This window comes from Lentzea roselyniae (assembly GCF_039537795.1).
In the GTDB taxonomy this organism is placed as follows: domain Bacteria; phylum Actinomycetota; class Actinomycetes; order Mycobacteriales; family Pseudonocardiaceae; genus Lentzea; species Lentzea atacamensis.
In genome coordinates this window covers 46,665-62,500 of the sequence record NZ_BAABBE010000037.1, presented here as the reverse complement: position 1 = coordinate 62,500, position 15,836 = coordinate 46,665, and the positions used below count along the sequence as shown (strand labels likewise).

9 protein-coding genes and 1 pseudogene are annotated in these 15,836 nt (G+C 66.6%); 4 read left to right on the top strand and 6 right to left on the bottom strand.

Annotated features, from left to right (window positions below):
- Window positions 1-106: 106 nt before the first annotated feature.
- Complete coding sequence (locus ABFX45_RS39830) at window positions 107-406, top strand: hypothetical protein (protein WP_346135981.1); 300 nt, start codon at window positions 107-109, stop codon at window positions 404-406.
- Between the two features lie 59 nt (window positions 407-465).
- Here the strand turns inward: ABFX45_RS39830 and ABFX45_RS39825 are convergent, their stop codons facing one another.
- The 3 genes from ABFX45_RS39825 to ABFX45_RS39815 form a co-directional block, all read right to left on the bottom strand.
- Window positions 466-1,695 (bottom strand): beta-ketoacyl synthase N-terminal-like domain-containing protein, encoded by a 1,230-nt coding sequence (locus tag ABFX45_RS39825; protein ID WP_346135979.1) that lies wholly within the window; start codon window positions 1,693-1,695, stop codon window positions 466-468.
- Between the two features lie 17 nt (window positions 1,696-1,712).
- The gene (locus ABFX45_RS39820; RefSeq protein ID WP_346135978.1) at window positions 1,713-2,456 is read right to left on the bottom strand and encodes a hypothetical protein; all 744 of its coding nucleotides are present in this window, start codon (window positions 2,454-2,456) and stop codon (window positions 1,713-1,715) included.
- 130 nt (window positions 2,457-2,586) lie between these two features.
- Window positions 2,587-2,955, bottom strand: coding sequence for an SsgA family sporulation/cell division regulator (locus ABFX45_RS39815; protein ID WP_346135976.1), 369 nt, complete (start codon window positions 2,953-2,955; stop codon window positions 2,587-2,589).
- Window positions 2,956-3,692: 737 nt separating this feature from the next.
- Here ABFX45_RS39815 and ABFX45_RS39810 point away from each other — a divergent pair.
- Window positions 3,693-3,920 carry a hypothetical protein gene (locus tag ABFX45_RS39810; protein WP_346135974.1) on the top strand — a complete coding sequence of 76 codons (228 nt, stop codon included), beginning with the start codon at window positions 3,693-3,695 and terminating at the stop codon, window positions 3,918-3,920.
- 188 nt (window positions 3,921-4,108) lie between these two features.
- Here the strand turns inward: ABFX45_RS39810 and ABFX45_RS39805 are convergent, their stop codons facing one another.
- Window positions 4,109-7,765 carry a BTAD domain-containing putative transcriptional regulator gene (locus ABFX45_RS39805; protein ID WP_346135972.1) on the bottom strand — a complete coding sequence of 1,219 codons (3,657 nt, stop codon included), beginning with the start codon at window positions 7,763-7,765 and terminating at the stop codon, window positions 4,109-4,111.
- A gap of 460 nt (window positions 7,766-8,225) precedes the next feature.
- Here ABFX45_RS39805 and ABFX45_RS39800 point away from each other — a divergent pair, with 460 nt between their 5' ends.
- Window positions 8,226-8,810, top strand: coding sequence for a helix-turn-helix transcriptional regulator (locus ABFX45_RS39800; protein ID WP_233439867.1), 585 nt, complete (start codon window positions 8,226-8,228; stop codon window positions 8,808-8,810).
- Between the two features lie 342 nt (window positions 8,811-9,152).
- Here the strand turns inward: ABFX45_RS39800 and ABFX45_RS39795 are convergent, their stop codons facing one another.
- A complete protein-coding gene (locus tag ABFX45_RS39795) occupies window positions 9,153-12,908 on the bottom strand; it encodes a BTAD domain-containing putative transcriptional regulator (protein ID WP_346135969.1) in 3,756 nt (1,251 codons plus the stop codon).
- 884 nt (window positions 12,909-13,792) lie between these two features.
- On the opposite strand from ABFX45_RS39795, the pseudogene ABFX45_RS39790 reads away from it, so the two are divergent.
- Window positions 13,793-14,793: pseudogene (locus ABFX45_RS39790) on the top strand (IS481 family transposase).
- A gap of 383 nt (window positions 14,794-15,176) precedes the next feature.
- On the opposite strand, the gene ABFX45_RS39785 reads toward ABFX45_RS39790, so the two are convergent.
- On the bottom strand, window positions 15,177-15,836 hold the full coding sequence (locus ABFX45_RS39785; protein ID WP_346135967.1) for a type VII secretion system-associated protein: 660 nt from the start codon (window positions 15,834-15,836) through the stop codon (window positions 15,177-15,179).

The following is a 15,836-nucleotide window of genomic DNA, read 5'->3' as shown; positions in this document are numbered from 1 at the left end:
CGTGCCCTCCGCAACTTCCGCGAACAGCAGACCGGCGTGAGAATGCCACCCCGTGTAACCACCCGGCTGAAGCGTGATCTCGCGGCCGATGACATCCTTTCCGGCAATGGAGTACTTGAACAGCTCCTTGGCTGTCACTCCGGACGAAGAAGTGGCCGAAGCGCCGGTTGTCACTACAGGCATCACCGACGCCGCGATTGCGCAGACGGCGGCCACACGCCAAACGTTCCTGTGCACGATTTTCCCTTCTTGGCCTGAGAACCCGATCTTCAACTATGACCGGACGGCTCACGAACTTGTGACAGCAGAAACCGCTTTGACCGAAAAGCATGCTGCGACTCACTCTCAAGCGTCGAACCGAGACGCTCCGAGTCATCGGCTCGGCAAGCGAATCCGCCACATCTGACCGCACCGGCAACTGAAGAACGGCCGTTCGAGAGCGAAGACGGTAGCCGGACACCAGCACTAATACCGGTCACCACTACCGAGAACGAGGGCTGTGATGAGTCCCCGAAACCCCCGGCCGAGAACGAGAGCCGTTGACAGTGGTCGCTGTCGTGGTTCCTTCAGCACGATGTCGAGATCGATGCCAGGTGCAAGCCGTTCGGTACCCGCGGTGTGCGGAATGACGCCGTCCCTCAGAGCCAGCAGCGCCGTCGCGACGTCGAGCGCTGCTCCGTCGTGCAGTCTGCCTGTCAACGTCTTCGGCGCGGTGACCGGAACAGAGTTGGGACCGAAGACCGCTGTGATCGCGTCCGCCTCGATCCGGTCGAGCTTCGGATCTCCCGCCGCATCAGCGAAAACGACGTCAATGTCGGACGAGTGCAGCCTCGCGTCGCTGAGAGATCGCTTGATCAGACCTGCCAGTACCGACTCGCGCCCGGCCTGCCCAGGCTGATCGAACACGGCGGCATGCCCGAGGACGGAACCGTACGATCGCCCTCGGGCATTCTCGGCACGTTCCGCGACCAGGATGGCGCCGCCTTCACCCAAGACGTGGCCACGGGCGTTGACGTCGAACGGCGCGTAGGCCAGGTAAGGGTCGTCCGAAGTAGACAGATGGCAACTACCGGACGTGCGCGCCAACAGGACGTGCTGGCACATCTCCCGATCGACGCCGCCTGCGACAATCAATCGAGACGGGCCCCGCAGCAATCGGCGCGCCTGCGCGATCACATCGAGTCCGTCAGTCCGCTCCACACAGGACAGACGAGGAAGTACACGAACGTCCGGACCGGTGGAGTTCTTTCCTGTCGCAGCCGACCGGACCCACGCCGTGGACTTGTACGGGCCCAACCAGGACGGCCCATCCTCGTAGGACCTGTAACCATCGTACCGCCAGGCCTCATCGCCTCCGAACGAACCGGCGGTCACGACGGCCAACTGCGAATCAGGAAGGGCGGCGTGGTCGGTCGCGCAGTCGTCCAAAGCGGCCTTCGCCGCGGCGAGTGCGAGATGCGCGCTCTGCTCTATTCCTCGGACGAGCCTCGTGGGAAGCGTCTTCCAGGCGTCGAACCCGGACACCTCGCCGGACAGCACCACCGAACTGTCATCGACGCCGAACCGAGTGATGTGCCCGATCCCGGTCTTGCCGTCAAGCACCGCAGCCCAGTGGTCCTCGACGATGATCCCCGTCGAAGCGACGACACCGAGTCCGCTGATCACCACATCGGCGGATTCACTCAGGTCAGCCATACCGCCCTTGCACTCTTTCAGTTTCCATGTCCGTGTTCGGCATCGCGGTGCGCATGAACCACAACCTGCTGATCGAGAGTCGGCGACGGCTCCGCTGTGGTGGTTTTCAGCAAGTGGCCGGAGTGCGCCACATGGACACGCACATCCCCTTGGCGTCGCCCGTTCCACTGCTTCATCATCAGCAGGCGGTCTCGCGGCTCGATCCTGCGCACGGCACCGTACGGTCCTGATCGACGCAGCCTGTGGACCGCCGCCAGCAGTGTCGCGGCGTTCGGCAGCCAGCGGCGCGCCATGTCCGGCCGGCTCAGCCACTCGACGTTGCCCTCCGGCAGGTGTGAGGGAGGCAGCGGTAGTGGCTTGGCCGTCGGAAACGGAAAGAGACCGACAGGCAGCTGGTCGAGTGCTGCCACATGATCCCGTGCGTCAACGAGAACCACGATGCTCGGAGTCCTGCCCGGCAGCCGCAATGCGACACACGGATCACCGGCTTCACCGATGTACCGAGAGACACCCGCGATGTCTCCTGGACGCACGATGAACGCCGCCACGGCGCCGCACAGGTGAACTTGAACGACAGTGCCCACCACTTCGGTGTTCCACCCGAACCCGTGCCGATAGCGATCACTGGCCTCTTCCAGAGTGTCAGTCTTTCCAGTCGCTTCTCCAGTCGCTTCGAAGTGCATCTCCGACGCTGGGAACACCAATGAAGGAGAAGACTGTCCCGTGATTCCACGGGAGTGAACGTGGTGGTCGACGAGCATAGCGCTTCCCATACGAGTGATTTGAGGAGTTGCTCGAGCGGCAGACGCGACGGCACGGCCAAGCAGACTTCGCTCGTCCCCACTGCTGGCCACGTCACGCTTGTGCCGTGGGATCTTCAAACAGGGCAGATCACGCCGCCGGCCGGACCAGATCGTCGGTCCGGTCGAGAAAGTCCGCGATGTCCCCAACCGGCGCCAGACAACGGACCGTGCCGATCGGCGCGTTCAGCTCCAGGGAGATGTGCGGCTCTTCGTTGAACGCGATGACGCCCGCGTCGATGCCGGTTCCGCGAATCCCACACGCAGCAAGCCACCTGTCCTGCAGCCGATCCCTGCTGAACTGCAGCTTCACGTGCTGACGCTCCGTCACGAAGCTGGCGATGACGACGTCCGGCGCAGTGTGATCGCAATACAGCCGAGCAGGAACAGCCAGCGCAGCGGCGCCCGGCTTTTGCAGAATCACCGTGATGTCGAGCGTAACTGACTGTTGAATCATCATCTCGCCCTTCCTGCACTAGTGGTCGCGCTCCCACGCTTAGGTCGACGATACTTGCGAATAAGCGGATCATCAGGCGCTCAAGGACAGGACTGCCCTGGATCGCGCAGTTGTTTGCACTATGACACAGGGCATCTCATTAGGTATCTGCCCTCACTCCTCCGAGCACGTCAGTCTGAAGTGACTGAAATCGCCGCGCTGGACATGTCCACGCGCAGTCGACCGAGACGGATGTCGTAGCCCATCTGCGAGGGACGGCACAAACGCGCAACTTTCGGTTTTCTGATTCTGACATCGATGCGTCAGGCCGTGACGTTGCCTCATCAGCCCAGACCGGAGCCGACGCCACCGTGCGAGGCGGCCCGGCGGGCCCCGGACATTGATCGTCCACAAAGGTCGGAACGGAGGCTGACCTGTGGAGCGCAACCGCTGAGCACCCGCCCGCAGCACTCCGGCAGATTGCTCGTGCAAGGCCGAACAACCCTTGCATCCGCTTGACCTGGACTGCGATCGAGGAATTGACTTCGAGCTGTCCCAGCAGCACATCTGCTCCAACAAAGGGAAACGGTGCCGTTCGCGTTCTACTCCTCGGCCCTCAGCACTCCTTCGAGCGCAACGGGGCGCATGATCTCGAATAGCCGTGCAGCACGTGATGTACTTTCGGGCAGACCCAGGCCTGGCTCGTGACAGGACGCCGTCGGCCCGACCAACCTTGGCGCAGTCGAGCAAGGACGGTGACCATGAGGGATCTCGAGGATGCGCTGTGCAGGTTCGAGCAGGCGCTGATGGCATCCGGAGAGCTGGAGGCAGCGGGGAGCCTGCTCGGCCTCAGGACTGCCACCGTTGCGGCCGTTGAGCTGATGGCGGCCTACGAGCGCGCCGACATGGAGGCGATCCGCTTCCACACCGACCTCCTGGAACGTCAGATCCGTGAAGCCCGACCGCTGAGGTTCAAGATCGACGGCTAGTTGTACTGACCCGAGAGCTGGAGCGCGGAGTACTGACAGCTTGTCTGCGCGGGCGATGCAGCGCTTGAAGCAGCGGATGATCGGCTGCTCAAGACCTCTGCGCGGGGTTGGACGTGGTCGTGGACGGGCTGGTGGTGGCGCATGCGAAGTGGTGGCAAGGTAGCGCTGAGCTTCTCTCCTGCAGAGGCTCAGCGGTTGTGCACGTAGCGGTCCAGCAACTGACGGGTCACGTTCAGCCTGGAGTCGACCCCGAGCTTCTGCAGGAGCTGGGAGACGATCATCTGCACGGTGTTGCGGGACATGCGCAGGCTGGTTGCGATGTCCGAGTTGGGCCACCCAGCCGCCACGAGCTCCGCAACCCGCCTCTCAGCCTCGTCGAGCGGCCGTCCGGTCGTATGTCGGTGATCAATGGTCGGCCCGTGGATGTCGAACGGCTTCAGCCGCGATTCGGCGCGTCGCGCGTCCCACGCCGCGTTGAGTCCAGTGTAGACAGTCGAGGCTTCGTAGAGCGCGGTGCGCGCGTCGTCCGCACGACCGTGCTTGGCCAGCAGCACCGCCAGATCTTCGCACGCTACCGCCTGCTCCACCTTGCGTCCCACCGCAGCGAAGTGCGTCACCACTGCGCTCAGCGCCTCAGGGTCGCTTTCGAGCAGTCCACGGCACCACTGGGCGGCAACCGACGCCCGCCTGGAACCTGCCTCGCGATCGGGCCCAGGCTGACACGCGACCAGCGCCGCCTCGGCCACCGTCCGGTCTTTCTGGTCCAGCGCCAGACGCGCCAGTCGGGGCAACCACTGGTGGCGAGGCACAATCCGCGGGTAGTCGTCACGCAGCAACGGCAACAGGGCGCGCAGGGCTTCGTCCGGCCTGCCGAGCTGCTCAGCCGCGACCGATTTCGCCATCGAGAAGAAATCGTCCCGAGTCTCGACTGTCTCATGTGGATACTCTGCGGCCGCCTTGAGATTCGTCTCCATCGCGGACGAGTCGTCCTGATGCCCCGCGATCAACGCCTTGATTCCGTACAGCAGGTTCATCCCGTTGCGCTGACGCAGACCATAGGCGGTGATCTCCAGCCGGTCCAGCATGACCGCTTCCAGCTCGGTCAGCGCTTCGCACCACTGGCCGCGCCAGTAGTGGTGCACGGCCGCCGGAACGTGCAGTCCGCTGGCCAGCCCACGCCGGGCAACGAGGTGCCGCGCGGCGTCGAGCGTGCGTTCCGCCTCCTCCAGGTCGTCCAGATTGTGCAGCGTGAAGACCTTGTCATCCAAAAGGCACAGTTCGAGATCGCTCCACGCCGGGTCGCCACCGATCGCGGCCAGCCCCTGCTCGATGTGCTCCAGTGCTTTGGTGTGCTGCCACAGCACCGACGCGATCTCCCACAGGTTCTCCGAGGCGTGCGCCACGGCGAACGCATCGCCTGACTGCCGCGCGTGCTCCAGCGCCTCGTTCGCCGGGGCCAGATCGTCCAGTGCCCTGCGCTCCACTCTGGCCTGCAACGAGTGGTGCCTGGCCCGCCACTCGTCCGACACGCTGGGATCCGCGACCGTCTGCCGCAGAACCTCCAGCGCCCGTTCGTTCTCGCCCTCGCTGTGGTCGACGTACGCGAGCATGAGCCGCATCTCGGCAGCTCGGTTCGGATCCTTGGTCGTCCTGAGCACCGCGAGGGCCTCTGCCACCGGCGGTGTGCCCAGCCAGAACAGCAGTCGCGCCAGTCGCGTGGTCAGCACCTCGAACGCCTTGTCACGGATGCCGTCGCTCCTGACGACCCGCCTCAGCAGTTCGACCGCCAGGGCCGGAGACCGGCTCGCAATGGCATTCGTGTTGACCATCAGCCACTGCGTCACCCGTGCATCCACCGGGACCGGTCCGGCCAGCAGTTGCTCTGTGACCCGCACAACGTTCACGCCTGCGGCGTCAAGTGCTTCCGCCGCCTGCCGGTGCAGCGCGACACGCACGGTCACCGGGAGGGTCTCGTACAGGGCCCGTTGCACGAGCGGGTGCCGGAACGCGAGCCGGTGACCGGATTCTTCCAGCACGCTTGCGGCTGACGCCTCCTCCACGACGGAGAGAAGGTCGGACGCCTGCTTCTTCATCACGGTCGCGAGGTCGTCGAGATCGAACTCCACACCCAGCAACGCTGCCCATCGCAGCGCCTCGCGCGTGGTGTCCGAAAGGCCGCTGAGCCACCTGGTCAGCACCGCGTTGACTGTGGGAAACGATGGTATGTGCTCCTGCCCGAGTTCCGCGATGTGGTCGCACACCGCGGCGACGTTGTCGCGGACCATCGCCTCGACGATCTCCAGCAGGTGTTGCGGATGGCCGTCCGCGCAAGCGGCCATGGCCAGCAGCGCCTCGCTCGGCTGCGTGCCCGTCTTCTCGCGCACGAACGCCGTCGACGCCGTCTCGTCCAGAGGTCCAAGCTGGAGCATCACCCCGTTGCCCGCCGGCACCACGGTTCGCAGCGGATACAGGTCCGCTCGGCGCTCGTGCCGCCGGCACGAGCCGACCAGCAGCAGCGGCAGGTGCCGTGTCGCCTTCGCCAACCGCCGCCACAGCATGAGGCTCGCGTCGTCGCCCCATTGCAGATCTTCCAGCACCAGCACCACCGGGCTGTCCGCGCACAGCTCGCCGACGAAGGCTGCCAGCCGGTCCACCAAACCGATCAGACGGTCGGCCGACAACACCTCCGGCTGCTTGCTCTGATGCGTGAAGGCGAGTTTCGGCACGCGGCCGGGCAGTTTGCCTGCCAGCTCGACCCGACGGGGATCCCGCGACAAGGAGTCGATGTCAAGGCAGGCCAGCGCCATGCTCAGCGGCACGCGCATGCCGACCTCGTCGCCCGCTTGCCACAGGACTTCACAGCCGCGATCAGCCGCGTCGGCCAGTCCGGTGGCGAGCAGTGCCGTTTTGCCGATGCCCGGTTCGCCCTCGACCCAGATCACGGTGCCCTTGCCCTGCAGCACCCCCGCCAGCGCGGCCCGCAGTGCGGTCAACTCGGTTTCCCTGCCGATGAGCACCTTCGGACGCGGTGGTACGGGCAAGCGCGGCATTCGCTCGACCCGGTCGCGCGCCGTGATGATCTCGTCGTGTGCCCGCCGCACCTGTCCGCTCGGCTCAATGCCGAGCTGCTCGACCAGCAGCTCCCTGGTCTCCCGGTAGACCTCCAGCGCTTCGTCGTCGCGGCCCGCACGGTGCAGCGCCATCATCAGCAGGGCGCGCGGCGTCTCCCTCAGGGGGTACGCCGACGTGATCGCCAGCAATTCGGCGACCGCCGCCGACACCTCTCCGGCTTCCAGCATCATTTGGGCGCGGCTTTCCATCACGTTCAGACGCAGCTCGTTCAGCCTGACACGGTGCTGCGCGGCGAACGGACCGTCGATCCCGGCGAGAGCGTCACCCCGCCACAGCTCCAACGCCTGGTCCAGCGCGGCTCTTGCGGCCTTCACGTCCCGGCGGTCCCAGCTGTGCTGTGCTTCCTGCCGCAATCGGTCGAATTCCCGCACGTCGAGCATGTCGGGCTCCAGGCCGAGGCAGTAGCCGGCACCCGTCGAGACGAGCGTCTGTCCCGTGGTCCGCTTGGAACGGACGGGCTCCAGTGTGCGGCGCAGCCTGGACACATACGTGTACAGGGAGCTGTCCACCGCGCTGGGCGGCGTGTCGCCCCAAATGGCGTCTACGAGCTCTTCACGGGACACGATCTGGTTCGCGCGAAGTGCGAGCACCGTGAACAAGGTGCGTTGCCTCGCCGGACCGAGTGAGAGTTCGACCTCACCGCGCCAGGCCCGCACCGGGCCCAGCAGCTGGACCCGTACGGGGGCAGGTGGTTCGGGCGACTCCGTCGACATCTGACCGCTCCTGGTTCGACCTGTGCACGGTGTGCCAACAATCGACTCTACCGGTGTGGGCGCGAACCCAGAACGCAAGAACGTTTCACAGATGCCCGTTTTGGATGCTCGTTCACAGCCCACCAAAGGCGTCGGCAAACCTGGCAGCCTTGAGCTGACGAATTAAGACGGCATGGGTTCCACGTCACACCCGGTCGGCTCAAGATGGCGGACGGCGGCACGGTTCAGATGGCCGCGCTTCCCTTCTTCGCAGATCAGGACAGTACATCGGGGCGAAACGACGTGACAGATCCGTGTCAGTAGGGCAGGCTGGTCGCCTGAGGCGTCAAGATTGCGACTCCTGGTTCACGTCGGCCATCAAGAGTTCGTAGAGGTTGCCCCTTCACACTCGACTTGGGTGATCAAACGTGTGGAGGCACCAATGGCACGGGTGAGGGTTGTTGTACACAGCACAGACCCCATGACGTACGTCGGCCTGACGAGCTACCTCAAGTCTCGGCCGGAAGTGCAGGTCATGGACAACAACAATGAGGATCAGGCGGACGTGGCGATCCTCTCGACGGAAAGATTGACGTCAGAAACCGTGAACCGGCTTCGCCAGATGTCCGCACGGAGCCCCATCCCGACGGTGCTCATGGCCAACGAGCTTCCCGAGGCCCCACTGCTGGCGGTCGTCGAGTGCCGCGTCGTGGCCATACTCCCCCGCGCCGTCGTGACCGGCGACCAGCTCGTGGACACTGTCCTCGCCGCCGCGTCCGGCAACGGGGTCATGCCTCGCGACGTGCTGGGCAAACTCCTCAAGCGGGTCGAAATGCTGCAGCGAGAGGTGCTTGCGCCCAACGGGCTCAACATCGCCGGGCTGGAGCCGCGCGAGGTGGACGTCCTGCGTCTCATCGCTGAAGGATGGGGAACCGACGAGATCGCGAAGGAACTCCGGTACTCGGAGCGGACCGTCAAGAACGTCATCTACAACGTGACGAGCCGACTCAAGCTTCGCAATCGTGCACACGCTGTTGCTTACGCGCTCCGAGCGGGCGTGATCTGAGGTGCATCCGCCGGCCCTGGGCACGGGGCCGGGAGTGCACCAGAGATCTTGGATGCGCGAGCCCGGAATCGGAGTCTTCGACCGGCTCGGCAAACGGGTGTGTCCCCTCGAGGGCAAACCGGCGCGGTGGGCGCGGCGCCCATCACAATGGTGTTCACCAGCACTTTTAGGATTATTTTAAGACAACCATGACGAACTTCAGCGTTCACAGCTGGAGCGATCGTCGGCAGCAATGCGTTGACAATCCCCGACGCAGCGCTCGCCAAATTCGGGCGATATCGGACGAACGAGCACGCGTTTCTAACACGGCTCGGATCACGTTTGTAGAGCGAGCATGACTTTTCACCCGTTCGAGGTAAGTCGAACGTCCTCATAACTGCGGCGCTCCTGCGGGTTGCCCCCTTCGGTCTCGCGGTGGGCGCGGGAAGCAGCCTTATTCCGGTCGATTCGTTCGTGGCGGTAAAGCCACGCGATCTGCGTGCGTGACCGGACCCCCAGCTTGTCCAGCACGCGGGTGACGTGAGCCTGGACCAGACGACGCGGCAAGGACATCTGGAGTGCGATGTCCGGGTTGGACCACCCGCTCGCGACAAGGCCCGCTATCCGCCGCTCGACCGGCGTCAAGGTGTCAAAACCACCCTCCACCCGGACGCCCACGCTCTCCTGGTCGTGGTCGATGCCGAACTCGCCGAGCCGCTCGGCGGCCACCGCGAGGTCCCACCGGGCGTTCAGTGCGGTGAAGATGTCCGCAGCCTCCACGTACGCCGCTTCTGCTTCATCCCGTCGCCCTGCCTTCGCGAACAGGACCGCCGCTTCCTCCAGCGCCGCAGCCAGTTCCACCCTGCGTCCGACCTCGCGGTAGTGCTCGACGGCGAGCATCGCGAGATCCGGATCACCGGTGGCGAGCGCGCGGCAGCGCTGCAGCGCGGTGCGGGCACGGGCCGGTACGGTTTCGCGGGCGGCCTCCAGCTCGGCTATCTCCAGCGCCGCGGCAAGCCGTTCCTCATCACGGACCTCGATGGCGAGCCGGACGATCTCCGGCAACCACTGGTGCCGCAGCATCAACTCGGAATACGCCGGCTCCAGGATGTGCGCCACCGCATCCAGTGCCTGCTTCGCGTCTCCCCTCTGCGCTGCCGCCAACGATCGCGCCACCAGGAGGAAGTCGCAGCTCTCACGTTCGGCGGCCGTGGAGATCAGCTGCTGGTCGGCCGCGTCGAGGTGCGCTGCGGCAGTGGCGCTGTCGTTGCGCCGCAGCGAGATCAGCGCGAACACCCCGTGCAGCAACAGGCCGGACGAGCCGGGATCCACGAGACCGCTGTAGCTGATCGCAGGTCCGTCCTCGGCCGTCGTCTCCAACTCCAAGAGGGCCTCGTCCCACTGTCCAGTCCAGTAGTGGTGTACGGCCGCCGACACCTGCGGGCCGCCGGGCAAACGGTGCGCGACGACAAGCTCGTCCGCGGCGCGAAGCGCCTCGTCGGCCTCTTTCAGCTGGTCGAGGTTCTGCAGTGTGAACACTCTGTTGTCCAGCAAGCTCGTGTGCATCGCGGCAAGGCCGGGCTTGCCGCGAACCGCCTCGATCGCTTCGTCGACGTGTCGCAGAGCGGCTCGGTGGTCCCTGCGAACGGAGTCCACGAGCCAGCGGGTCTGCAACGCGTGGGAGACCAGGTACGAATCACCGGCCATGATCGCCTCGGCGTGCGCGTCCTTCGCGCTCGCCTCGGCTTCGTCGACGTTGGTCAGGTCCCGCTTGAGATGCGCCAGCAGCAACTTGTGGCGAAGCCGCCAGATCTCCGGCACGGCCGCGTCCGGTTCTACCTCGGTCAACGTGCGGATCGCCAGGTCCCGCCTGTCCCTCTTGAGCAGGATCGCCGCGAGTATCTGACGCAGCTCCGCCGACCTCGCCGGGTCTGTGGAGATCGCCAACGCCTGCCTGGCTTGCTTCTCCGGGGCGCGGGCGAGGTGGAAGAGGACGCGGACGAGCGCGGCCAGCAGCACCTCGCGGCGGGGATCGCGAGAGCCGATCACATCCACCACGCGTTCCAGCAGTTCCGCGGCAATCTGCGGAGCCCGGTTGGAGAGCTCGGCCGCGTTGTCGACGAGCCAGCCGATCACCCAGTCGTCCTGCACGGACCCCGCAGCGATCAACTGCTCCGCCACTCGGCTCGCCGCTGCTCTCGCTCCCGCCAACGCCTGGGCGGCCCGGCGGTGCATCGTCTGACGAATCGACACGGGAATGCCCTCGTACAAGACCTCGCGCACCAGCGGATGCCGGAACACCACCCGTGGCGGCTCTTGTGCGAGCAAGTTCGCCGAGATCGCGTCCTCGATCGCTCGGGACACCTCGGCCGCGCCCCATCCGGACAACCCGACGATCCGTGCGGTGGTCGCTTCGGAACCGAGCACCGCGGCCCAGCACAGCACCTTGCGCGTCTGCTCGGACAGTGCCTGCGAAGTCCGCTCCAACGCGGCGCTCAGCGAGCACGGTAGGTTGACGACCTTCCACTCCTCGACATGAGCCACCCCGTCGATCAGATCGACCGCATGTTCACGCAGCAACGCGCCGATCATCTCCCGCAGGTACAACGGGTTGCCCGCGGCGCGTGCGGTCAACCGGCGCAGCGGGGGACTCGGACGGCCGCCGACCAGGTGTGCGGTGATCGAGTCGACCTCACCGCTGGACAATGGTTCCAGCACCAGCACGTCACCACCGTTGCCACGCACGCGGGAACGCAGCTGATCCAGCTCCACACGACCGTGCCGGGACCGCGAGCAGGTGACGAGCAACAGCGGCAGTTGCCGGGTGGCGGCCGCGAGCCTGCGCACCAGGTACGCCGACGATTCGTCCGCCCATTGGAAGTCGTCGAGCACCAGCACCGTCGGCGCGTTGGCCGTCATCCGGTCCACCAATGCGAGCAACTGGTCCACGGCCTTCTGGATCGGGTCGTTGTCGTCGACCGAACGATCCGCCGGTTCGCCGGCTCGCAGCTGAAGAGCGAGTTCAGCGCGCCACGGATCGGAGGAGGACACCTCGACGCCGAGACACTCGAGAATCACCTGCAGAGGGAACCGGCCCGCGAGCTGATCGGCGACCGCCCAGCCGACCTGGCAGCCGAGGCGCTCGGCGTCGGCGAGTCCGACCGCCAGCAGCTCCGACTTACCGATACCGGACTCGCCCTCGATCCACACCGAGCCGCCGACCCCCGCCGCCAGCTCGGCCAGCCTCGTGCGCAGACGGCCGAGCTCGACCTCTCGCCCGACGAACACGGTGCTGTCGGCGGGGTGCGGCGTTCCGAGCGCCGCCGGCTCGGGTTCGCACTGCTCGTCCATGCCGCTGAGCACGGCCGCGTGCGCTTCGAGCAGGACGGCTCCAGGCGCTGTACCCAGCTCGTAGAGCAGGGTCTCGCGTGCTTCACGAAAGACCTCAAGAGCCTCTGCCTGCCGCCCGCCTCGGCTCAGCGCGAGCATCAGCAAGGCGTGCAACGACTCGCGCAACGGGTGATTGCGCACGAGCGCGCCCAGTTCCGCGGCCAGCTCGGCGTGCGCACCCAGCACCAGCCGCGCGGTGGCGAGCGCCTCGACGGCGACGAGCCGGCGCTCAGCCCACCTGAAGCGCTCGTGCTCGGCGTATGGTCCCGGCACCCCGGAGTACGGCTCACCACGGAACAGCGCGAGAGCTTGCGCCAACAGTTCAGCGGCCTGCCGATGATCACCTTGTCCGGTCAGTCCCTCGGCACGGGCGACCAGCCGGTCGAATACCATCACGTCGACCAGCTGCGGATCCAGTCGCAGCGAATAGCCGTTCTTGGTGGAAACCAGGAACTCCTTGGTGTCGGCGGCACCCGTGGCGGCGAGCGCACGGCGCAGCGCGGACACGTAGGTGTAGACACTGCCCGCCGCGCTGGCCGGCGCCGAGTCGCCCCACACCGCCGCGATGAGTTCCTCGCGGCTGACCGCCGCACCGGCCCTGGAGGCGAGCAGGGCGAACACAGCACGCTGCCGGCCGGGTCCCAGCGGAATCTCGGTGTCATCGAACACCGCACGCACCGGCCCCAGCATGTCGACGCGCAGTCGTGGGTTCCTCGCTGATCCCTGCACCCTCACTCCATTCCCAAGCACTCCCGGCGCCGATGTCTGCGACGGTGTTGACGGTGAGAGCGGGCGGTCAGGAGGTTCTCCTTATCGCCCGACATGTACACGACGTAGGCATCCCCGCGGGATCAGCCGGTGTCCAACCCGAGGACGGAGAGCCGGGCGGGATCACCGCTCCGAGCTCACGGTGCCTGGCGCTCTCCCTCACCAACTGAGCGGGCAGATGTCGAAGGGCTGACGGTGCCGTCGTCCCGGCCGACCGCACCGCCGCTCGCGAGAGCGGTGCTGACGACGGTGACCTCCACCGCTCTGCGACGGCCTTACCAGCGGCGACGCTAATGAGGGTGTTCATGACGTGCCTTTCTGCCTCGGCCGAGCTCGGTTGTCGGCCATGCGTGCTCATGACCGTTCGACTAGATAGACAAGAAGGCCCGCCCTGGCGTGACATTGCCCATGCAATCCCTCGGGAACGTGCTTGGGCCGTCAGCGTCGGCTCAGCCGGAGCACGTGATCGGCCGCCGTCACCGCTTTAGGGGTACGACCTGCGGACGGCTTGGTGAGCCGCCCCGGTGTCGATCGTGTGCGGACGGGCACGAGAGGATACGGAGAGCGCGAGAGAGCGCGAGAGGGCGCGAGAGGGCGCGAGAGAGCGAGAAGGCGCGAGAGCACGAGAAGGCGCGGGAGGCGAGCGCTACCGTTCAGCCATCCGCAACACGGCCACGGCTCCGCCGAGCCTCTTCCGGCTGCTCGGCATCAGCTGCGGACTAGTTGTATTGACCGGGGACGTTGGTTGTGTGACGACACGATCTGACTGATCTTGATATGGGAAGACCTCCTGGAGTGGTGTGGAGCTGTCTGACGGCATCCGCATCACGACCCAGGAGGTCTTCGTGTCTCACGCTAACGCAGCGCTGACCCCGCGCGCCCGGTTACGCCTGGCCCGGCTGATCGTCGATGAGGGCTGGCCGGTGGCGCGGGCCGCGGAACGGTTCGCGGTGTCGTGGCCGACGGCGAAGCGCTGGGCGCAGCGGTATCTGCTGGCAGGTGAAGCCGGCATGACCGACCGTTCCAGCAGGCCGCACCGTTGCCCGTCGCGGACACCGGCACCGGTGGTGCGCAGGGTGGTGCACCTGCGGTGGCGCAAGCGCCTCGGGCCGATCGCGATCGCCCGCGCGGTCGGCATCGCCCCGTCGACCGCGCACCAGATCCTGGTGCGCTGCCGGCTCAACCGGCTCAACCGGCTCGCCGCGCTGGACCGCCGCACCGGTGAGCCGATCCGCCGCTACGAACACGCCGCACCCGGCGACCTGCTGCACGCCGACATCAAGATGCTGGGCAACATCCCCGAGGGCGGCGGCTGGCGCTTCGTCGGCCGCGTCCAGGGCGACCGCAACCGGTCGGCCACGCCCGGCATGCCACGCAACGCCTACCGGCACCCGCGGCTGGGCCACGGGTTCGTGCACGTCGTGCTCGACGACCACAGCCGCGTCGCCTACGCCGAGATCCACGACGACCAGACCGCCGCCACCGCGACCGCGGTCCTGCGCCGGGCCGTGGACTGGTTCACCGCCCGCGGCGTCCGCCCGACTCGGGTGCTCACCGACAACGGCTCCTGCTACCGCGGCAAAGCCTGGAAGACCGCATGCGCCGAGCTCGGGATCCGACCCAAGCACACACGCCCCTACCGGCCACAAACCAACGGCAAGGTCGAACGCTTCAACCGCACCCTTGCCCACGAGTGGGCCTACGCCCGCCACTACACAGGCGAACACGCCCGCCGCAAAGCCTTGCCAGGCTGGCTACATCACTACACCATCACCGCATCCACACCGCAATCGGAGGCCACCCACCGATCAGCCGGTTGACCAACCTGCCCGGTCAATACAACTAGTCGCGCACCCGATGATCGGCAGGCTCTCCCGCATCAGCAGCGGGAAGCCGTGCCCCTCCAGATCGGGCGGCGGTCATCGTGCCGCTGCGCAAGAAACCGCAGCCGCAGCGCGCACGACGTGACGCCATCTTCGCCGTTGGCAGCGGGAACGGCCTGGAGCCGCGCGTACAGCACAGCCCGGCACCACCATGTCCAACACGATCGCGGAGCATGAGTGCTGTGCGGCGAGCCAAGATCTGCGCGGTGCAGGTGTGCGAGGCCGACGCACCACCGGCCGCCTGCCGACCCCCCAGCTCCACTGTCCACACCAGACAGCCGACTTCGCCGAGGCCGCAAGGACTCCACCGCCGCAGACGTGCGGCGCCGAGGACCTGCCTCGGTGCTCAGGCGGTCGGTGCGGCCCCAGCCGTCACGTACTCGGTGAAAACGTCGCCGATGAGGCGGACCGAAGCAGGCCCGCCTGGGTTGAACAGAACGTCCACTCCGTACTCCTGAAGCAGACCGCTCAGCTCCCCAGCAGTGACCTCAGCCCGCCAGTCGTCGGCGTGCACGCGGAACCGGTGCGCCGGTGCCGTCGACACCAGCAGCGATGGAACGTCGTCGGGCGCCGGAGCGATGATCGGCTTGCCGCCCTCGCCCAGGGCCACGTCGAACACACTCTCCTGGATGACCGCGAACAACGCGTCCGAGTCGACCTCGCCGCGCACCAGGAGCTGGAGCGTGGCATCCACGGGGTCGGTCGGCGATTCCGGATGGGACGGCTGATAGCCGGGATTCGCGCGGAACCGTCCGACCGTCCCGTCGGCCTGCACGAGCCAGCCACCGACGACCGCTTCCTGCGGTGGACCTTCGATCTCCTGCAGAGCAGGCTCCTGCGTCGCCTCGGGGGCGTCGCTGGAAGCGTTGCCGGCCGCATCCTCAGCCCCGTTCGCGGCGGCGGCCTGGGGCCGCCACGCCGGATCGATCAGGAACACCCACTGGTCGTCGGCGGCCTCATCGCCCTGCCGCTCGTCCGCCGAACTGTTGTCGTCCGCCGTCGTCAT